This window comes from Vibrio genomosp. F6 (assembly GCF_005146325.1).
Lineage (GTDB): Bacteria > Pseudomonadota > Gammaproteobacteria > Enterobacterales > Vibrionaceae > Vibrio > Vibrio cortegadensis.
Window position 1 is genome coordinate 1 of record NZ_SYUT01000051.1, and the last position, 19,637, is coordinate 19,637.

The following is a 19,637-nucleotide window of genomic DNA, read 5'->3' on the forward strand; positions in this document are numbered from 1 at the left end:
ATACATACATACATACATATAAAAATCGTTATAAGAAAACAATATAATACAAAGCGAATAAATAATTTGAAAAACAGTTAAAAAGTTGTTATTTTGTTACTCGTAGTGATTAATTATCAGCTGAAATTTAGCTTTTATTGTGATATGGGTTCTATGTTTGTTAGTCCGTATATAGAGAGGAACAGTACTAGTAGAAAATTGTAATTATATAATATTAGAAATGATGCGAAAATGCATCTTCGGCTACTTGTTGATGAAAATACTTTGATATAAATGACGGGAAGATATAATTTGTATATCTGATGATATTCAACAACTCTGACAAGTCAGAGAGTATGTTATTTCCTTTTCGAAAGGAATTGAAAAACTTAGTATGGTCTCTAAGGAGGCAATACATCAATAATTAATTGTTATTTTGCGCATAAATTGAAATCAGATAGCGATAATATCAGTGTTAAGTTATAAAAACTAGCCGAAAAACTTAAAAATAAACTTCTAAATTGTATAGAGTAGTTGAATTACGCCCCACTTGATTAATTAAGATGGTAGCAATTGAGTTATATTGATAATTTGGTTAAACCACGAGAAAAATTAAATTGTTTGAAATAATAAAATGATTCATTTTGTTCCAAGTGAACTATCATCGATAGTTTTGAATGAAGATGTTAGGCAAAGTGGTGATTAGTTAAGGCGCAGTTATGAGCTGGCAATTCAGCTAATTGAAGCGTGTAACAGTGGTAGAGTGGTTCGCTTTGTTGCGTAATTCAGTGGAACTAAATCCAGAACCTACGATCTGATCAGCTACATTCACTCCCTCTCGTAGCCCTATGCCTAAACCTCGTTATAAAACAACCAACTGGAAGCAATACAATCAATCACTTATTAACCGTGGCTCTCTGACCTTTTGGATTGATGAAGAGGCGATAAGCGGTTGGGCGAAAAGCAAACAGAATAAGCGCGGGAGGCCACGTCGGTTCAGTGATTTGGCTATTACGACAGCACTCATGGTGAAACGAGCTTTTTCTATGCCACTGAGAGCGCTGCAAGGATTTATCGACTCGATATTTAGGTTAGCCCATGTACCGTTAAGTTGTCCGCATTACACCTGCATCAGTCGTAGAGCCAAGCAAGTTTAGGTCTCATTTAAGACTAAAACGAGTGGAGCAATACAACACCTAGCCATTGATGCAACTGGCCTTAAGGTTTATGGCGAAGGTGAATGGAAAGTCAAAAAACACGGGACGGATGGTAAGCGTAGAGTCTGGCGAAAGCTTCATATTGCCGTCGATACAAGCACTCATGAGATCATTGCCGCCGAGCTAAGTTTATCAACGGTCACAGATGGAGAAGTACTCCCGAACTTACTGAAACAAACACGCCGAAGTATCCTTGAGGTGTCTGGTGATGGCTTACGACACAAGAGCATGTCACGCTGCAATTAAGATTAAGGGAGCCATTGCTCTTGTTCCCCCACGAGAAGGGGCAGCCTTTTGGGAGCGTGGTCACCCTCGAAATCTCGCCGTGGGTTGCCAGAAGTTATACGGCTCAAATAAGTATTGGAAAGAGCGGTATGGATACCACAAACGCTCATTGTCAGAAACAGCGATGTATCGAGTTAAACAGTTGCTAGGAGGACGATTGAGCTTAAGAAATTACAATGCACAGGTGGGCGAAACTTACGCGATGATAAAAGCGTTGAACAAGCTTACTGGGTTAGGTATGCCTGAAACTTGTCGTATTGATTAAGAAATACGCGAAACGGGGTAGTTCTATCTTTAAATTTAATTACGCAACAAAGCCAAGTGGTTCACTCGCACCGTGAGTTATTTTTGGACATTAATAATAAGCCCTAATTTTTATAAGTGGAGTAAATGTGTTTGAAGCATATCGAAAATAACAATATAAATGTGGTTGCTCTTTGCGCCTCTGGTCAATTCTTTTCGTCAATCACAGGCCCATTGGAAATTATTGAAACTGCATGTAATATATCTGGGAATGCGAAATTAAATACAAGTATTGTTTCTCCAGATAATAGATCCTTACAAGGAGTTGGTGGAGTACATATTGAAATAAGTAAAAAGTGGGCTGATATACCCTCTACTGATGTACTATTGATTGGTTCGATCGGAGACCCTAATGATGGCCTTAACTGTATATCATTAGATTTAATGCTGTGGATAAAAAAACAATCAGATTCTGGTGCGAGAATTATAAGTATCGATACAGGGATATTTATCCTTGCTAAATGTGGAATTTTAATGGATCAAGAGATTGTTGTACATCCTTATTATTCATCGTTGTTCAAAAAAATGTTTAACAATATAAGGATATTAGAACAAAAAAAAATAATGATTACTGATAAATTGTATATTTCTGTAGGAGTGCATACTTATCAAAACGTGATGATGTCATTGGTCGAGAAGCTCTATGGAAGTCAAGTTAAATATACTTGCCATGAATTAATAAGTGCAAATGGATGTGACAAGGAATCGTTGAGATACAGTGATATTCTTGAGTATATGCAACATAAAGACATAGTTATTCATGATGTTCAGAAGTGGATCATTACAAATGGAACTAAATCAATAACGATAAATCGACTTGCTATAAAGGCTAATTTATCTGAAAGGCAGTTTAAGAGACGATTTAAAGAAGTTACAGGTGTTACACCGCTGAAGTTTATCCAATTTGTACGATTATCTTTAGCTAAGAGTTTACTTAGAACGACCAATTTAACCGTTGAATCCATTGGTCGAAGAGTAGGCTATGAAGATGTGAAGTTCTTCAGGCAAATATTTAAGAGAGAAAACGAATTATCGCCATTAGAGTATAGAAAATACAGAGGTAATCATTCTAATAATGGGATGGCGATGAGTGAAGAATCAGTGTTGTTTGAAGGTTAGTATTTATAAAGATATATCTAATTAAGATTCTTAAAGTGAATAGGCATGATGTCGTGTTTATAATTAAATAAAATGACCAGATAACTAATTGTTATAGTTTAATCTTATTTTATATCGTGAATATAGTTTGTTGATAATATTGAAATAAAAGGGCCTCAGATAATATTAGAGTCATAGCACTATAATTAATGGGGGGGGGTGTGTTTTTTTTTGGGGGGTGTTTGTGCCATACTTAAATATTTTATAACAAATGTACATATTAATTCATAGTGTTAAATAATATTAAAAACAGATACTTATGTCTAATGTTTATGAATTCATCGTATTTGCAATGTCTTTCTTAGTGGTCTAGTTGCATATGTAATTTATGAATGGTAAGGCGTAAGATATCGACCTGAGCATATGAGGTCTCGTTATATCCTCTCCCCCCCGGTATAGCTCTATGCGATAACAATCCAATTATAAAAAATGACGGAATAATTCGATGAACGCCATTAATAGAACTATTGATGCAAAATACCTGCGAACATTTACGCATGTAGCTAGGCACCGCAGTTTTACAGCTGCAGCCGAGAGTTTGTACTTGACTCAACCGGCAGTTTCTCAACATATAAAAAAAATAGAAAAAACAATTGGAGCTCGAATCTTCGATCGGAAAGACGGGTTTATGTTGACAAGTCATGGAAAAATTTTATTAGAATATGCAGATCAAACGATGTTTATGTATGAAAGGCTGTTTAAAGATTTAGCTGAAATAGATACTTGCAAAAAATATTCTATAGCTATCTCCGATTCTTTTAACACGGATTTAGTAGAAAAAGTGGTTAATACATTCTTAACATACAATGATACAGAGTTAGCCATTACAGCGTATAGCAGTTTAGATGATATCAATACTTCGAATTATGATTTGGTGTTTGGTTCAGGAAAGCTAATGTCAGATGAAGGAAAAATTTTCCCTCTAAACAGGGTTAAGTACATTTTGGCTTACAACGAATACATACCGCCAAACCATGAACGCCCAAAAAGAGTCGTATTTTGCAACTCTTTAACGCGCCGTGAAGCTGAAACATTGATTGATTATTCAGGAGTCAATTTATCTGAAATTAAAAGTTGGCTTACAACATCATCGTCACGTTTGATGACAAATGAATTAAAAACTAAAAATACATACGTTATTTGTCCAAGCTGGGCTGTTAGTGGAAAGGGATGCTACCAAGAACGTTTACATAAAGAGTTGGACATGTATGTATGGTGTAATGAATCTGCTGCCCAAAAAATTGATCAAGAAGGTTTAAAACGTTTGATTGCTGATATCTTTAATGAAAATATCAAAAAATAGACTTCCATTCGTAAGTTAATCACCTTATCGCTAACATAGCGATAAGGTGAAGAAAATCCAACCAGAAATTCCTATTGGTATAGTATAAGGTACACCATGCTTGAATGCGGACCTTCTTCTTATCGTGCCATATACCCACATAAGTATTATCTGAACCCCTCCAAATAGCCCTATAACAAGCAATGTTATTTGAGAGTACTCCGGTTTTATACCAATGAAAACACTTCCAATAAGCTTTACATCGCTCCCCCCTAAAACATTCATCAACCATAGTAAGAAAAAAATGGAAAATACAAAAAATGCTGTAAATAGTTGATTAAAAATATTAGCTGAATTTATGATACAGCTCACTGTACAAAGTAATAGTGTGACAAAAATTAATCGATGTTTAACAACTCGGTATATAACATCAACATAAAAAATAGCTAAAAAGTTTGCAAACACCACCAAAGATAAGAATATGTTGAACTTGCTCATTATTAGTGCGAAATATTAAATAAATAGGATTTCGATATATTGACGGTATTGAAGTGTTTAATCAATTGTTTATTTACGACTACAAGAAAAATATAAATAAATTAACCTTATAAGTGCATAATAAATATTAATTGGAGGTGGGAGGGGAATAGGACTATAGTGACGACTGTTTTAATTATTCAATACACATAATAGAGAGAAACACAATGTTTTTAAATATAAACGCTAAAGTTCGTCAAGTTTGTAAGAAGTTCAAATCCGACAAGCGTGGTGTAACAGCAGTGGAATATGCAATTATCGCAGTAACAATGTCGGGTATTATTCTAACTATGCTTAATACTAGCGGACTCGGAGACAGTCTGGAAAGTGCGATGAAAGAAGTAACTTCATCTATGAGTACCAAAGCTGAAACACCAGAAACACCACCAACACCACCAAAGTCATAGTACTATATTAGTTTAAATGAAGTTAATTATGAGAGGCCTAGCCTCTCTATATGGTCGCAATCTAATGAGCAGAATATTTATTTTTTCGTTGATCGCAATTTCTGTTTTTATTTCATTTTTTTATATAAGTGGAGTGCTAACTCCAGAAGAAGTAGTTGTTGAAAAAAAAGAAATAATGATAGAGGTGGCATTCTTAAAACATGATGTAGAAAAAAAACAACCAATTAAAAATGATGATTTTGAACTAGTATTAATACCAGAATCGGAAATGCTTGAAAAAGAAGCGTACTCAAGTATTACTTTAAGTGATGGAGCTCTATGGGCGAGTGATACTTCTGGGGGAGTAAATTTGAAGCAGCAACAAGTTTCAAATCCGGGCGAACGCGATTATATGTTCCTTTCTCTGAGTAATGATCAAGTACCCTATTATTACAAGTCTACTGGTAATAGTATTGTTGAAGCATTGCCTATTAAACCAGGAGATAAAGTAAGCTTCGTAGCGACAACATCTTCGAAATCGAATCTTCTAGAGGATGGCTATTCGGATATTGATAGTCTAAGCAGTGATGTGATTATCAATGATGCGAAAGTTATTCAAGTTATTGAGTCTGCGTTAGAAACTGATTCAGAGAATGAGAACTATAGCCTCATTATTGCATTAACGGTAAAACAAGTTTTGCAGCTGGAAATGGCACAAAAAATAGGTGCGGTTACTTTAGTTCCGGCTAAGTTGGCCTATAAGTACTTGTCAGTAAAAAGTAGTGATCTGATTGAACATCGCTACGGTGTACGTCAGCTTAGAGGAAATTAATAATGCAGAGTATTAAAGTAACTGCGAAAACCTGTTTTATTGTTTTATTGGCTTCATATCAAGTAAGTGCTGGCGAACTTCTCAATTTGGATCTTGGTGCGGCAACAACTGTAAATATTAAACGAAAGATTGATACAGTGTTTGTAACAAATCCTGGAGTTGCCGATTACAAAATTATAGCTAATGGAAAGTTGGTTGTTTATGGCGTGGCTCGAGGTGGAACTTCCATAATTGCATACGACAGAGCAGGAAATGAAATATACAACGCAGAAGTAATTGTTAATAAAAGCCTACGACTATTAAAGCAAATGCTAGTTGCACGTTACCCCGATGAAAGTATTCAGTTGACTAACATTGGTGAACAAGTAGTGCTAGATGGAGTTGTAAGTAGTGAAGAAACAAAAAATCAAGTGTATAGATTAGTTGGTGAAATGCTTAAAAAAAGCAAAGAACGTCATACTTTTGAATTAACAGGAACTGATGGAGAATCAGTAGACGCACTGGATTACACTGCAACATACGTGTTCGATGATATAATAAATAATCTAAAAGTACTCACTACAACTCAGATCAACGTTAAACTTACCGTCGCTGAAGTATCAAGTTCATTCCTTACCGAACTTGGAGTCTCTTATGCTGAAAGTAATGGTAAAAGTATTGGTGATGCAGGTAAATTTGTAAATAAAATTCTTGATTTTTCTGCAGAAGATATTGTGGCTGTAATTTCGGCTAGTGGTAATGATAACATAGGGCAGGTTTTAGCTGAACCAAACCTCTCAGTTATCTCCGGCGAATCTGCTAGTTTTCTCGTCGGTGGAGAAATTCCAATTGCTGTTCGTGATAATGATGGAGTATCAATTACCTATAAAGAGTACGGTGTTAAACTGTCGATGATTGCGAAAGTTACCGATTCAGAGAATATCCGTTTGTCACTACTTCCCGAAGTCAGTTCTATTGATAAAACAAATGGTGTTAATTCAGGCCTTGTTAGTGTTCCATCGTTACGCACTCGAAAAGCACAGACAACAGTACAATTAAAGGATGGGCAAAGCTTTGTTTTAGCGGGTTTATTGACATCAGAAGAACAAGAGTCTCTGAGTAAAATTCCAATTCTTGGGGACATACCGATTTTAGGTGCTTTATTTAGTAAAGCAAACACTGAACGTCGAAAAACAGAGCTTATCATTGTAGCCACAGTGAATTTAGTTGATCCGGTGAAAGAAAATGAAATTAAGCTACCAAAATTCAAACGAACAAGTGATTTAGAGCGTTTACTCAGGATTGACTTATCAAATGTAGATGACGATGAACTTGAAAGTACAATGAAATCTGGAGGTTTCTAGTTTATGAAAATTTTATTACTTATGTGCAGTATTATATCTCTAAGTGCTTGTACAGTAATTACTCCAGAGAACAAAACTGTAGTAAATACTTTAAAGGAAACGTTCGAATTTTCTGCTATTCGTAAAGAAGAAGCGATGAATAATTCATTGGGTTTTATAAAGCGAATTAACAGCAAGCATACCAAATCAAATTTTTTAATTGAATATAATACTGATGAAAGTCAGTTTATCGATGAATTTGTTATAAAAATTAAAAAGTTAGGTGTTAATAAGTTGCGATATAATTTAAAAGTGATAAATAAAACTAGTAGTGATGAGATAAAATTAACAGCTACGTACTATCAACTAGAAGATAAAAACTGTGGGGCTACTTCTTTTTCTAATATTAATAATTACGCATTCGGGTGCGCATTAGAATTTAATCGAAAATTAAGTTTAACGAAACCAGTGAAAGGCCAGTAATAAAATGGATTTAGATAATTTATTCAAAAGCTCAATGTCCAAGGCCGAAACAAAAGTTAAGACCACAGATTTAATAGTTTCTGATGACATTTGTTTTTTAGAGTCAATTGATGAACTTTATGCTATCGAAGGGTTCACCACTCCATTAAAAGTGGCTGATATAGATGATGACAGTTGGCATAAGAATGATTTGACAATAAAGAATGTAATATTAGATTTACGTGAGACTAATGATATTGTTTCAGAGGTGTCTGAGATTTCGTCTAGGCTAGATGTCAGCATCTCACTTATTGTTGTTACTTGTTTAGACTCGATAGTAATGCGCGATCGTGTTTTAGCATTAGGCGCTAATTATGTCCTATGGGATGATGAATTAGATGGTCTTTTAGGTGCAATAAAAATTGAAACTGATGAAACTACTTTTAATGTAAACAAGAAAAAATCACGCGTTGCTAAAAGGGTCTTAATTCTTGGAAGTAAAGGTGGCATCGGCGTGTCATCAATTGGATCTTACTTATCTTATAGCTTGAGTCAACAGGCTAGCTTGAAGACCTTACTCGTTGAACACGATACAACAGCACTTAATTCTGATATTTTTTTAGCGGTTAAGGGACTTAAATCTAAACAGAGTAGTATTGATCTTAATCAATCAGAGTTAGATGCTGCGATAGCTAGTGCTTATGTGCATCGGGTGAAAGACAAACTGGACTTCTTAGCTTTGGAAAAGAATCCAGCATGTTTAATTGATCATGCTGATTCTTTATATAGAATATCTAGTGAACTTATAGATCAGTATAACTTCATCATAGATTCCGTACCATTAAGTGCTCTAGATGAGTTACATGCTGACAATTTTGTTGAACGTTACCATAGAATTTTTGTTGTCTGCGAACCGTCAGTTTCTTCCTTGCGCTCATACAATACAATAAAGAAAAAAATTGGGAAAACACCGCACCAAGTTATATTCTCGATGACTCGTCATCAAAAAGATTATATGGTTCCTTTGCAAAGTGCGAAAGAAAAAATAAAAGCAAAAGAGTCTATAGATATAGCCTATGAGGCCAGTTTAGAGAAAATAATCATTCAGGATGGAATTCATTGTTTGGCTAAAACAAAACTCCACTCTGCGATTGCAATTATGGTAAATAACTTGTCTGGAAAGAAAGTTAAAAAAGAATCTCGTTTAAAGTGGCTTAAAAAATGAACCAATTAAAAACGATTTATATTGAAATTAGAGATGAAATATTTGATGCATTAGATGCAGCATCTTTAGTTGAAATTGAAAATGCTGAACTTGAATTACAGTTAAAAGAATCAGTAAGCATATTGATTGAACGCAAACAGTTACAAATCAGTAATGTAAAACGGTTAGATCTTGTAAAAGCTCTGTTAGATGAGTTGAAGGGGTTAGGTCCATTGCAGGCCCTGGTTGATAATGATGATATATCAGACATCATGATTAATGGACCATCGGATATATTTATTGAGATTAAAGGGAAAATAGAAAAATCTCCTATTCAATTTGTGAATGAGAAACAGTTGAATACGATAGCGAAAAGAATTGCATCAAATGTTGGACGACGTATAGATGAATCTAAACCGTTGTGTGATGCTCGCTTAGAGGATGGGAGTCGTGTAAATATAGTCATTCCACCCCTGGCAATTGATGGAACATCTATTTCAATTCGTAAGTTCAAAGAACAAAAAATTAAATTGGAAAATTTAGTTGAGTTTGGTGCTCTATCCGTTGAGATGGCAAAATTGCTTTCTATAGCAAGTCATTGTAAATGTAATATTCTTATTTCTGGTGGTACAGGCTCGGGTAAAACAACCTTGCTTAATGCATTATCTGGTTTTATTGGAGAAGCAGAGAGAATAGTAACAATAGAAGATGCTGCTGAGTTGCAATTGCAAAAACCACATATCGTGAGATTAGAAACTCGAGAGGCGAGTGTTGAAGGTTCTGGGGCTATAACTGCACGGGATTTGGTTATTAACGGTCTGCGTATGCGACCAGATAGAATAATTGTTGGCGAGTGCCGTGGCGGAGAAGCTTTTGAAATGTTGCAAGCGATGAATACAGGACACGATGGTTCAATGTCTACACTCCATGCCAATACTCCTAGAGATGCAATTGCTCGAGTCGAAAGTATGGTAATGATGGCGACATCTAATCTGCCACTTGAAGCCATACGCAGGACCATTGTCAGTGCAGTTGATTTGATTGTGCAAGTGAGGCGATTACATGATGGCAGTCGTAAAGTTCTGTTTATTAGCGAAATTGTTGGGTTAGAGGGCGATAATGTAGTCATGGAAGATATATTTCGTTATGAAAATACGGGTGGTATGAGTGATGGTAAAATTGTTGGAGAGTACCGAACACCCGGTCTATCAAAGCGTTCAGTGATCTATGAAAGAGCTAAGTTTTTTGGTTTGGACGGTGCTTTACAGGAGCTATTTTCATGTTAGCGCTTCTAATTGGTGCTTGGTCGTTACTTGTTATGGTATTAGTTTTTTCTCACTGGAAGAAAAACCGGAAAATCACAGAACTTATTGATAATAGTGGAAGCTTCGACGGCGTTGTTGGAGTGCGTGCAGTAATCGATTCAGAAAGTTTTAACATCACGTACAAGAAGAAAATTAAAGATAAGTACAAGCAATTGAATAAATTACTTTATCCAAATGGTTTGATAAAACTAATATTGTTTTTTTCGATTAGTTCGACTGTGATTTATTTTATTAATGTTTGGTTTTTCCGACAAGATTATATTCAATTATGGCTTATTTTAGAGCCGATACTTCTTATTGTTTTTTTTGTTAAATTAAGTGCACTTCAAGCTAAGAAATTTCAAGATAATTTCCCTGATGCTCTTAACATTTTAGCCGGAGCATTATCTTCTGGTCAGAGTATAGTCCATGCATTTGAGTATGTAGGTACTCAGTTAGATAATGAAGTAGGCAAAGAATTTAAAAAAATGGCAGAGCGCCTTCTTATTGGTGAGGACCCTGATGGAGTACTGGCTAGAAGTGCTTCAACATTTCCATATGTAGAATACTTTTTCTTTGCTTCTGCTATTAGGATTAATCTTAGCCGAGGTGGGCAGTTAAAAAACGTAATTAACAGAATAAACCGAATCATGTTTGAAGCAAGAGCTATTGATAAAAAGAAAAATGCTCTTACATCAGAAGCTCGTTCATCAGCAAAAATAATTGCAGCACTACCTGTAATATTTCTTATGATATTGAAATTCACAAGCCCGGAAAATTATGATTATGTTATGTTTGAAGATGCAGGTAGACCTCTTTTTTATTATGTTTTGACCAGTGAGTTAATTGGCTTTGCTCTTATATATATGATCCTTAGGGGTGTTAAGTGATTGATTTTACATGGAAAAGAATGATAATTTTAGTTTTAGCGATGTTTGTGTCATTAATTGTAGCAAAATTTGTTCTTAAATTTTTTGATAATACAAAAGCCAATTTATCTACGAGAAAAATAATAGGTTCAACACAAGATAAAGTGTCAATTAGTGAATATATTCTAAAGTTATTATCAAGACTATCTTTTAATAAAGAAGAGACAAAGAATAACCTCATAAAAGCAGGTATACATAATGATGTTTTTTCCCAAGTGTACTACCTTATTAAGATAGTACCTACTGTTATATCTTTATTTGTTGTTTTGTTTTTATATTTTACTGGTGAGGTTAAGTTAGTTAATTGTTTTATATATTTTTCCATCACAATGGTATTCTGTCTCATAGTTCCTGATATGTATATCTCTATGAGAAGTAAAAATAATATTTCTCATATAAGTGGACGATTGCCTTTTTTATTGGACCTAATGAATATTTGCGTCCACACTGGTATGACCTTAGAGGCAAGTCTTGAATATCTTGCCGGTGAATTAAAAATGGTCGACACAAGCCTTGCCTTTGTCGTAAAAAAAACGTCAGAAAGGTCAAAAATAATAGGCTTAGATAAAGCTCTAGGAGAGTTTAGCGACTTGGTTCCGACTAACGAAGCCAGAAGCTTTGTTATGACATTAACGCAAAGCTTAAAATATGGATCTTCTGTTGGTCCTGTCCTTGCTTCTCTAGCATCAGATATACGTGAGATAAATATGCTTCAACTTGAAGAAAAAATTGGGAAAATGGGAGCGAAAATGTCGATACCTATGATTGTTTTTATCATGGTTCCGATAGTTATCTTGATTGCTGCTCCTGGAATTATGAGGATGTTAGGGTAATGATTAAAAAAAGTATAGTTATACTATCATGCTTTGTTTTGTTTGCTTGTTCGTCTATAAATAATGAACTTTTAACCAAAGAAAGACTGCTGGTTAACTCCTCCCAGAGTGAGCAACTTATTGAATTTTATAAAGTTAACCTATCAAAAGTTCCTGAATATAAAGTGAAGTTAATTAATTTATATTTAGACAAAAAAGATAATAAGTCTGCTGAGTTATATATAAATACCTATGGGAAGGATGATTTAGACGAGCCCGAAGTTATTTTAACATTATCTAGATTAGAGTATATAAAGTCCAACTATTCATCAAGTAAGAAATATTTAGATAATTACTTAGACGAAGGTGGTAGTAAATCTGAATATTATTTGCTTAATGGGAAAATTCTAGCTCAACAAAAGCAATATGATTTGGCTATAGAAAGTTTTGATAATAGTAAAAAGAATGGAGCTTCAGATAGAGAGGCTAACAACAATATAGCGGTTGTTAATATGCTTCAAGGTAAGCATGAACAGGCAATGGAAGCATTATATGGTTTATTTGCAATTGATCCAAATGATCAAAAAATTCGTTCAAATTTAATGATGGCGTCAATAAGGGCACAGCGCCCTGATGTAACGCTAGAAGTTCTTAAATTTAGTAATACAGAACAAGAAGCTCGAATTAAATTAGCTAAATTGTCAAAGTCAGTAAAGACAATAAAAGAAAAACAGAAAGTACCACTAAAGCTTAAATCTATTAAACGTATAAAAAAGTCGGCAAAAAAGGATGTTGTAAAAATGGATTCAATTGCCCTTGCTAAAGAAACAAAGATCTCATACATGGAGAATTCTATGTTGGATCCTAATAATCTAAAACCTAAAGCGCCAGCTATTTATAGAATACAAGTTTTAGCAACTTATAAAGTGATACCAAGTGATTATTTGTATTACTTAAAAAGTAACTATGGGAAAGTTTATTCATACACTCATGGCTTATGGAAACGTTACTGTATAGGGGAGTTTAACGATATTGATAACGCAAAACTGTTCTTAGAGAATATGAATGTAAAAGGAGCGTTTATCGTTGATTATACTAAAAAGAGGTATTTGGAGTTGTGATTAAAGCTAACAAAGGAGTGATTACAGTTGAAGCAGCACTTGGGCTACCTGTTCTACTCATGGTTTTATTTACATGGCTTGATCTATCTGTATTAACATATTCAATGTCTTTTATTGATCATGCTTTTACTACAGCCGTAATGAAAAACAAAAAACTCGGTGATTCAAGTAATTCAGTGAATGTTGATTACCAAAAAACACTTCTAGCTTCATTAAATGAAAGTGGTGGTCTACTAGGGAAGGCTGTTGTGGATCAATCATCTATATCTACAAATGTTTATTACTTTAAAAATTTGGATACTTTCACAGAATGCAACATTTCGCACAGTCAGCTATCAGCATGTGCAGATGCGTTTGGTGATAAAGCTGAAAATTCAATAAATATGCCAATTGCTGTTTATAATCTTACCTTTGAATATAATCCACTTTTCAATTACGCACTGCCTAAAATTGACATAAAACGAGAGATTATTGCAGTACAGGAATATGAAAGATGCAGATTTAAATTAGGAAAAGGAGCTGGATGTGGTCATTAAGCAGAAGGGCTCATTTTCAGTCGAACTTGCACTTGTGTTGGTCTTTTTTAGTTCGTTTTTAGCTATTCATATTAATTATACGATTGCTATTAATAAAAAAGGTCAATTAGATAGAGCTACATATTCGTTACTTTCACTTTTAAGCGAAAGAAAGCAGTTTTATTCTGGTGAAATTAATATGTGTGGATTTAATGGCACTCACTGTAATAGTGAAATTAAAAAAGTATTTGATATTGCGAAAAATTCAATGAAGCGAATGGTGCCAAGTTTCGATGAGTCAGAGTTAGGGTTAAAAGTAACACAAGTATCCATATCTTCTGAGGATAAGTTGATTGTCAATTCTGAGACTAGTGGGAATGTAGATAAATGTGAGTTTATGGATTTTAGTAAGATGAATTTAACTAAGGCTAAACAACTACTACCGACTACTACACGAAATCGTAGGCTACCCATGTATCATTTATCTTTATGCTATGTTACGCCATTCAATATTATAGGAGCTGTACGGGGTGACCCTATGAGAATTGTATCTAGCTCATACGCATTTGCGAGGATCTAATATGAGCACCATTGCCAAGCAGAAAGGTGTTGCTGCTATTGTATTTATGCTTTTCTTACCATGCCTTATTATGACCTTTGCGTTTGCTGTTGGATATTCTCAACGTTTGCTTGCACATGCCAAGTTAGAAGAAGCTACTGAAGTGGCGAGTTTAGCGTTAATTGCCAGCCCTAAAAAAAATAATGAGGAAGACAAAGAGTACGCTCGATCACTAATTGATTTGTATGTTGCAGATAACATAAATAATATCGATGTTAAAGTCACGACTGAAACTTGTAAAACGACACAGTGTGTTGAAGACAAGGGAGAGTTGTCACCTTTTACTGACTTCGTTGTTTCAGCATCAACCGAACATAAATCGTGGATCGTCCACAATGATATTGGTGTTAATCCGCAATTTAAAGTATCGGGTTCCTCTGTCACGCGGAAGTTTTTACCTCAACCTGTCGATATCTATTTTATAGTAGATATAAGTCAGTCTATGCATAATATATGGAGTGGTGAAGCAAAGACACAAATGCAAGTTGTTAAAGATACCATCGATAGAGTGGTGAAAGAGCTAAGCTTACTTAAAACAGACAAAAAAAGTAAAGTATCTTTGATTACATACAATGCTTATAACATAAAAGGTGTTTCAAATTCTCGTGAAAGGCAGTTGTATAATTATCGTGTCAATGAAAAAAATAAAAGCCGCACTCCTGCAGAGGTTGTTGAGGCTATGTTTAAACCGGGGGCTCCAATTAAAAATTACCCTTACGCTCACATGTATAATACAGCTGAAGATATTCCTTTAACTGATAAATATATATCATTTAGAGATATGATCAAGTCTAGTAAGATAACTCAAGCTACTGGTGGCGGAACTGAATCTTGGCAAGGAATAATTTCAGCTGCGCAAGAAGCTAATAATGTAAACACTGATGAACGTAACCCTGAGCAAGTTTTTATAATTTTATCTGACGGTGCCGATAGTGAAGTTACTTATACGGATACACACCGAACCAAACAGTATGAAAAAGAGAACCATGTAATCAGTAAATATGATAAGTATAATGGGCGTTGGTATAAGATTTATGATAAATATTTGAAAACTCTAGTTGTAGATAATAAATTATGTGAAAAAATTAAAGAAACAATTGGGAAGAAAAAAAATAGATTTACAAGTGATAATAATAGAAAAACAGTAAAAACAAAGGTTACTATGGGTGTTATTGGTATTAACTATACTGTCAAAGAAGATGATGGTTTCGGTGACTGTGTAGGTAAACAAAATATTTATCATGCGGAAAAAGGAAAAGATGTGTATAAGCATATTTTAAATTTAATTAATGAAGAGACTGGGCGGCTTAAAGACTAATATGAAATGTTTAATAACGATTTTATTTTTTGTGATGTCAGGTAATGCATTGGCAAATTGTGTTAATTATACTAATGAATATACTATCACCAAAGAATTGATAGCCGTCAATACGACGATTACTCAGGTAGCAGGCGCTATGTCCATACATACAACTGATAATAATAGTATTATTCAGGACAGAAAGGTTATAAGAAATAGCGCTATTAATAAAACAGATTATTGTATTTTTAATCAAAAAGCAATGGTGTTAACACTTATTTATCAGACGGATAAATACTCTCTTACACCTCAGCATTACCAGGCTATTAACGAATATTTAGATCTTGTCGATATAGATAAAAGAATTTTAGTTGAAGGGCATGCTGATGATGTAGGCTCAGTATCATATAACGAAAAGCTTTCTAAAAGAAGATCTGCTGAAGTAGGTAAATACCTCAAATCAACCTTAAGTTTAGGTAATAGGATTATTGAAAAATCATTCGGTGAATCTATACCGTTCTGCAATAGCGAAGAAAATAGTATTTCGGGTTGTAATAGAAGAGTTTTAATTAGGGTTTTGTAGTGGGAGGTGTGATTTTTATAACTTTAATCCTTATAATCATGTGTGGAGCACTTAGTGGTGTCTATGTGTAGCTGTACTTGATTTTTCGTTGTGAATTTTTAATTTGCGTTGAGGCTGTAAATGCACATAAATTTTCGAATGTTATGTCTATTCTTTTTGTTATGTTCATCTTGTCTACGTGCAGATGAGAGTATAGTTTCATTTAATGTTTCGGTTCCAAAAATAATCAGTGACTTTGATGTTAGAATAGATGTTAGCAGTTCTCTTGTTGGTTTTGATGCAAATCGTAATAATATAAGAGATGATATAGAGTTTATTCTTAGCAAGTTGTATCTACATGGGAATAGAAAAAAAATTATAGATCGATACGTGAACTATTCATTCAGAATATTATCTCACGACTTTAGTTCAGCTAATATAAGTAACGAACAAATAGCTAATAAGCTATATGATGAATATCGATACATTCGTCATTGTTATCAGAGAGCTGAAATAGATGGAAAAGAACTTTATGATTCGATTAATATCATTGATAGTTTGATATTTAATACTGATGCACGAATTACTGCTTATTTAAATTATGAAAAATACATTAATATACATGCTGTTTACAGTGATGTTACCTATTTGTGTTAATTTATACTTATAAAAAATAAGCCTACTTAATCTTCTATGTAGTAAGGCAGAAACTTTTCTGCCTTAAATTTACATTATTAATCTTATCAATTCTTCCAATCTCGTAATGTATATGTGAGGATATGTGAGTCATTTTTGAGTATGAGTGACTCTTTTGTGAGAGTTAGTTGTGACCAATCTGATAACGTTTGAGAAACGGTACTCTCTATCGCCATCGATTCTTCAGGACACATCTTCATCGTCATCCCCATCTGCTTAATACGAAACTTGCCATTCTCAAGTTCGCTTTGGCCGAAGAAGTTATTGCATCCGGCATTTCCGTTTGCTGTCATCTTTTCGCCTATTTCTAAACTTGCGGCAGGTACTTTCGAATCAGAGTTTACTTGTTTTCCATCAATTTTTGTCAGTTCCCAATGGTGATGCTGCAAATCTTGTTCTGTAACAATACTGTTATCATCCGCATTGCCAGTGCACGCTGATAGCATGATTGGAAGAGAAACTGCTGCGAATAATGTTTTTGAGCTAAACTTCATAGGATGAACTCCAGTAAATATGGCTAGCAAATGCTATTGATTATTATGCTATTTATGTATTAACAATATAGTGGAATAAGTTATCTTGGTGTCAGTATATCGTCATTATTTTTTATAAACTATTTTAGTGCAATGGAAATTGTATTTTGAGAAGTAAATATTAGCTTTATCCGTTTAATGTCATATTTATGGTGTATGAGATTGAGCACTTAGTTTGGGAGGGAAGATATGGAGCAATTGGAGTTTTTTACTGTACCTAACCCTTGTGTTGGAGTTTGTACCGTCGATCCAAAAGGCTATTGCCAAGGGTGCATGCGCAAGCGTAGTGAACGGTTTGAGTGGCTGTCCATGACACCTGCTCAGCAGTTGAATGTTATCCGGTTATGCCGTCAACGCTATCAACGTCAAAAGCTTAAGAAGAAGATAAGCACTGAAACGGAAACCAGTCCTCAGCAGCGCTTATTTGATTGATGAGTGTTTAAAATAATGACTAAAAATTGGCATCAGCAGTGAACACCATTACTTTTTTAGTTACAGGGTGAATCAGACGTAAATATTCAGCATGTAAGTGGAGGCGGTCTTGTTTATAGCCATACAAATCATCGCCAACAATTGAGCAATTAAGCCCTAAACGATGTGCACAGTGGACTCTGAGTTGATGGGTACGGCCTGTTTTCGGGTAGAGTCTGACTCTTGTTCTGCCTTCTATTCGGTTAAGGACTTGCCAAGTCGTTTCCGCTTTTCTTCCTTCCTCAAAGCAGACTAACTGCCGAGGTCGATCGCATAAATCTCCCGCTAGTGGCAGCTTAATGACACCGGACTCTTCTTCTACTTCGCCTTCCAACAGAGCAACATAGTGTTTTTCTACTGTTCGTTCAATAAACTGCTTCTGAATAAATCGATTAGCTTCAGAGGTAAGGGCCAATACAATTAACCCTGATGTAGACATATCAAGTCTATGGACAATCAGAGGGCCAGTCGCATTAGGGTAACGCGATTTTATGCGTGTATAGACAGAATCTAAGATGGTTTTTCCAGGAACAGATAGAAACTCTTCAGGCTTATTTACGATAACCATCACGTCATCTTCATAGATAATATCGAGTTCTTTGCCTTCAGCGGGGTTAACTGTCAATGGACTGGGCTCTGTCTCAATACCATCTAACATATGATTGAGAATTTCATAGCACTTACTTTTGCAGACCGGGTATAAATTTTTATGCTGCCTGATCTCTTTTTCAGGCGCGGGGCCCCACCAAAACTCAGCAAGCGCGAGTGGTTTCATTTGATGTTTGAACGCATACTGCAATAGTTTCGGGGCATTCTCATGCTCTGAATTCACAATAGGTTCGAGTTGTGTATTATCTTTAAATAAATGGTAGAGACTTTGTGTTATGCCATGTTGGTTTAAGAATGTACGTTGCTGTAGGTTTAGTTTTGTTAACTTGCCCAGTTCTAGTCTACAGGCATCTTTTTGAGCATTCACAGTGGCATTCTGATTTCTTAGTTGCTCTTCTACAAACGCAATCTTCTTTAACCATTCATGTTTTAATTTTTTTAGCTGTCGTTTTTCTTGGCTACTTTGTTCACCTAAGGACTTAATGAATGATGCTAGTTGCTCAGGTGACATCTCAGCTTCTGCTTCATTTCGCTGTAACTTCCGATCTTTCTTAGCTTCCTTGATCCGTAGTTGATGACTGTCGAGAGCGATACTCGATTCTGATTTAATGCTCATTAGCTCTAAGTTAAGCTGATGTAAGTCAGGATCATCATTTAATTTATCAAGCTTACAACGAAGGTTATCAATCTTGTTCTGAATGTATTGCAGTTCAGGATTGGTTGAGTCCAAAATGCTAGGAACAAATTTTTCTAATGCAGTAGGTTTTTCACCAGAGACGCTAGATAAATAGCCTACAACACCATCTTGGTCTTTTACGACCAGAACACCAAACATTCGACCCATGTGGAGAACATCTTCTAAAGCGTTTGATTGATCGGTAAGGTACCGTTGTAACCCTTCGATAGCTTGATTCGCTAAAGGGTGTGGTTCGTAATAGTATGGAAAAGTAAAGCGTTTCGGTAATGGTTGAGTTGCGGGATCAAACGCTAGCTGAGAAAAACGTGGGTTAAATGGGAGCATTTCAATATCTGTATCTGAGTTCAGCCCTCATAGAAAGAGGAATGAAAGTGAATGAGTCATCAGATGATGAATATTTGCATTATCGATCTGTTTTTAAGTCGAGCATTTTTATTTCATGCAATGATTAATACCAAAGCCTACACTCTCAGCAAGTATAGGCTTTGATTCATTTTATGGG

The 19,637-nt window shown here is 34.9% G+C and carries 19 protein-coding genes and 1 pseudogene; 17 read left to right on the forward strand and 3 right to left on the reverse strand.

What is annotated here, in order from left to right; genetic code table 11:
• Positions 1–827: 827 nt before the first annotated feature.
• The 3 genes and pseudogenes from FCV43_RS16955 to FCV43_RS16965 all read left to right on the forward strand — a co-directional run bounded on the left by FCV43_RS16955 (position 828) and on the right by FCV43_RS16965 (position 4,245).
• Positions 828–1,746 (forward strand): annotated as a pseudogene (locus tag FCV43_RS16955) (IS5 family transposase).
• 125 nt (positions 1,747–1,871) lie between these two features.
• Positions 1,872–2,903 (forward strand): GlxA family transcriptional regulator, encoded by a 1,032-nt coding sequence (locus tag FCV43_RS16960; RefSeq protein WP_136995838.1) that lies wholly within the window; start codon positions 1,872–1,874, stop codon positions 2,901–2,903.
• A 484-nt stretch (positions 2,904–3,387) separates the two neighbouring features.
• Positions 3,388–4,245: a LysR family transcriptional regulator gene (locus FCV43_RS16965; RefSeq protein ID WP_017053690.1), complete on the forward strand. Its 858-nt coding sequence runs from the start codon at positions 3,388–3,390 to the stop codon at positions 4,243–4,245.
• Positions 4,246–4,275: 30 nt separating this feature from the next.
• Here the strand turns inward: FCV43_RS16965 and FCV43_RS16970 are convergent, their stop codons facing one another.
• A complete protein-coding gene (locus FCV43_RS16970; protein ID WP_040887273.1) occupies positions 4,276–4,722 on the reverse strand; it encodes a prepilin peptidase in 447 nt (148 codons plus the stop codon).
• Positions 4,723–4,928: 206 nt separating this feature from the next.
• Here FCV43_RS16970 and FCV43_RS16975 point away from each other — a divergent pair, with 206 nt between their 5' ends.
• Genes FCV43_RS16975 through FCV43_RS17035 form a run of 13 tightly spaced genes read left to right on the forward strand, consistent with a single transcriptional unit; the run spans position 4,929 to position 16,150 of the window.
• A complete protein-coding gene (locus FCV43_RS16975) occupies positions 4,929–5,168 on the forward strand; it encodes a Flp family type IVb pilin (protein ID WP_136995839.1) in 240 nt (79 codons plus the stop codon).
• Positions 5,169–5,196: 28 nt separating this feature from the next.
• The gene (locus FCV43_RS16980) at positions 5,197–5,979 is read left to right on the forward strand and encodes a pilus assembly protein CpaB (protein WP_136995840.1); all 783 of its coding nucleotides are present in this window, start codon (positions 5,197–5,199) and stop codon (positions 5,977–5,979) included.
• A gap of 2 nt (positions 5,980–5,981) precedes the next feature.
• The gene (locus FCV43_RS16985; protein WP_136995841.1) at positions 5,982–7,322 is read left to right on the forward strand and encodes a type II and III secretion system protein family protein; all 1,341 of its coding nucleotides are present in this window, start codon (positions 5,982–5,984) and stop codon (positions 7,320–7,322) included.
• 3 nt (positions 7,323–7,325) lie between these two features.
• A complete protein-coding gene (locus FCV43_RS16990; RefSeq protein ID WP_136995842.1) occupies positions 7,326–7,784 on the forward strand; it encodes a hypothetical protein in 459 nt (152 codons plus the stop codon).
• 4 nt (positions 7,785–7,788) lie between these two features.
• Complete coding sequence (locus FCV43_RS16995) at positions 7,789–8,988, forward strand: AAA family ATPase (protein ID WP_136995843.1); 1,200 nt, start codon at positions 7,789–7,791, stop codon at positions 8,986–8,988.
• Positions 8,985–10,253, forward strand: a complete 1,269-nt coding sequence (locus FCV43_RS17000; protein ID WP_136995844.1) for a CpaF family protein — start codon at positions 8,985–8,987, stop codon at positions 10,251–10,253. The genes FCV43_RS16995 and FCV43_RS17000 overlap by 4 nt, the downstream gene beginning before the upstream one ends.
• The gene (locus FCV43_RS17005) at positions 10,247–11,161 is read left to right on the forward strand and encodes a type II secretion system F family protein (protein WP_136995845.1); all 915 of its coding nucleotides are present in this window, start codon (positions 10,247–10,249) and stop codon (positions 11,159–11,161) included. Before FCV43_RS17000 ends, FCV43_RS17005 begins: the two co-directional genes overlap by 7 nt.
• Entirely contained in the window at positions 11,158–12,033 is an 876-nt protein-coding gene (locus FCV43_RS17010; protein WP_136995846.1) for a type II secretion system F family protein, read from the forward strand. Before FCV43_RS17005 ends, FCV43_RS17010 begins: the two co-directional genes overlap by 4 nt.
• Positions 12,033–13,133: a tetratricopeptide repeat protein gene (locus tag FCV43_RS17015; RefSeq protein WP_017053700.1), complete on the forward strand. Its 1,101-nt coding sequence runs from the start codon at positions 12,033–12,035 to the stop codon at positions 13,131–13,133. Before FCV43_RS17010 ends, FCV43_RS17015 begins: the two co-directional genes overlap by 1 nt.
• A complete protein-coding gene (locus tag FCV43_RS17020; RefSeq protein WP_136995847.1) occupies positions 13,130–13,669 on the forward strand; it encodes a TadE family protein in 540 nt (179 codons plus the stop codon). Before FCV43_RS17015 ends, FCV43_RS17020 begins: the two co-directional genes overlap by 4 nt.
• Positions 13,659–14,228, forward strand: coding sequence for a tight adherence pilus pseudopilin TadF (tadF, locus tag FCV43_RS17025; protein WP_136995848.1), 570 nt, complete (start codon positions 13,659–13,661; stop codon positions 14,226–14,228). The genes FCV43_RS17020 and tadF overlap by 11 nt, the downstream gene beginning before the upstream one ends.
• Before the next feature lies 1 nt (position 14,229).
• Complete coding sequence (locus FCV43_RS17030; RefSeq protein ID WP_136995849.1) at positions 14,230–15,585, forward strand: TadE/TadG family type IV pilus assembly protein; 1,356 nt, start codon at positions 14,230–14,232, stop codon at positions 15,583–15,585.
• A 1-nt stretch (position 15,586) separates the two neighbouring features.
• Positions 15,587–16,150, forward strand: coding sequence for an OmpA family protein (locus FCV43_RS17035; RefSeq protein WP_029203485.1), 564 nt, complete (start codon positions 15,587–15,589; stop codon positions 16,148–16,150).
• Positions 16,151–16,872: 722 nt separating this feature from the next.
• Here the strand turns inward: FCV43_RS17035 and FCV43_RS17040 are convergent.
• Positions 16,873–17,319: an META domain-containing protein gene (locus FCV43_RS17040; protein WP_136995850.1), complete on the reverse strand. Its 447-nt coding sequence runs from the start codon at positions 17,317–17,319 to the stop codon at positions 16,873–16,875.
• 228 nt (positions 17,320–17,547) lie between these two features.
• On the opposite strand from FCV43_RS17040, the gene FCV43_RS17045 reads away from it, so the two are divergent.
• Positions 17,548–17,790, forward strand: a complete 243-nt coding sequence (locus FCV43_RS17045; protein WP_017053707.1) for a DUF1289 domain-containing protein — start codon at positions 17,548–17,550, stop codon at positions 17,788–17,790.
• A gap of 19 nt (positions 17,791–17,809) precedes the next feature.
• Here the strand turns inward: FCV43_RS17045 and FCV43_RS17050 are convergent, their stop codons facing one another.
• On the reverse strand, positions 17,810–19,459 hold the full coding sequence (locus FCV43_RS17050; RefSeq protein WP_136995851.1) for an RluA family pseudouridine synthase: 1,650 nt from the start codon (positions 19,457–19,459) through the stop codon (positions 17,810–17,812).
• Between the last annotated feature and the right edge of the window lie 178 nt (positions 19,460–19,637).

What these genes read in the sequence shown, in the direction of transcription:
- FCV43_RS16985 (WP_136995841.1), top strand. Translation starts at nt 5,982, where the DNA reads ATGCAGAGTATTAAAGTAACTGCGAAAACCTGTTTTATTGTTTTATTG.
- FCV43_RS16960 (WP_136995838.1), top strand. Translation starts at nt 1,872, where the DNA reads ATGTGTTTGAAGCATATCGAAAATAACAATATAAATGTGGTTGCTCTT.
- FCV43_RS16970 (WP_040887273.1), bottom strand. Translation starts at nt 4,722, where the DNA reads ATGAGCAAGTTCAACATATTCTTATCTTTGGTGGTGTTTGCAAACTTT.
- FCV43_RS16975 (WP_136995839.1), top strand. Translation starts at nt 4,929, where the DNA reads ATGTTTTTAAATATAAACGCTAAAGTTCGTCAAGTTTGTAAGAAGTTC.
- FCV43_RS17015 (WP_017053700.1), top strand. Translation starts at nt 12,033, where the DNA reads ATGATTAAAAAAAGTATAGTTATACTATCATGCTTTGTTTTGTTTGCT.
- FCV43_RS16980 (WP_136995840.1), top strand. Translation starts at nt 5,197, where the DNA reads ATGAGAGGCCTAGCCTCTCTATATGGTCGCAATCTAATGAGCAGAATA.
- FCV43_RS16990 (WP_136995842.1), top strand. Translation starts at nt 7,326, where the DNA reads ATGAAAATTTTATTACTTATGTGCAGTATTATATCTCTAAGTGCTTGT.
- FCV43_RS16965 (WP_017053690.1), top strand. Translation starts at nt 3,388, where the DNA reads ATGAACGCCATTAATAGAACTATTGATGCAAAATACCTGCGAACATTT.
- FCV43_RS16995 (WP_136995843.1), top strand. Translation starts at nt 7,789, where the DNA reads ATGGATTTAGATAATTTATTCAAAAGCTCAATGTCCAAGGCCGAAACA.
- FCV43_RS17050 (WP_136995851.1), bottom strand. Translation starts at nt 19,459, where the DNA reads ATGCTCCCATTTAACCCACGTTTTTCTCAGCTAGCGTTTGATCCCGCA.
- FCV43_RS17045 (WP_017053707.1), top strand. Translation starts at nt 17,548, where the DNA reads ATGGAGCAATTGGAGTTTTTTACTGTACCTAACCCTTGTGTTGGAGTT.
- FCV43_RS17040 (WP_136995850.1), bottom strand. Translation starts at nt 17,319, where the DNA reads ATGAAGTTTAGCTCAAAAACATTATTCGCAGCAGTTTCTCTTCCAATC.
- FCV43_RS17000 (WP_136995844.1), top strand. Translation starts at nt 8,985, where the DNA reads ATGAACCAATTAAAAACGATTTATATTGAAATTAGAGATGAAATATTT.
- FCV43_RS17030 (WP_136995849.1), top strand. Translation starts at nt 14,230, where the DNA reads ATGAGCACCATTGCCAAGCAGAAAGGTGTTGCTGCTATTGTATTTATG.
- FCV43_RS17005 (WP_136995845.1), top strand. Translation starts at nt 10,247, where the DNA reads ATGTTAGCGCTTCTAATTGGTGCTTGGTCGTTACTTGTTATGGTATTA.
- FCV43_RS17035 (WP_029203485.1), top strand. Translation starts at nt 15,587, where the DNA reads ATGAAATGTTTAATAACGATTTTATTTTTTGTGATGTCAGGTAATGCA.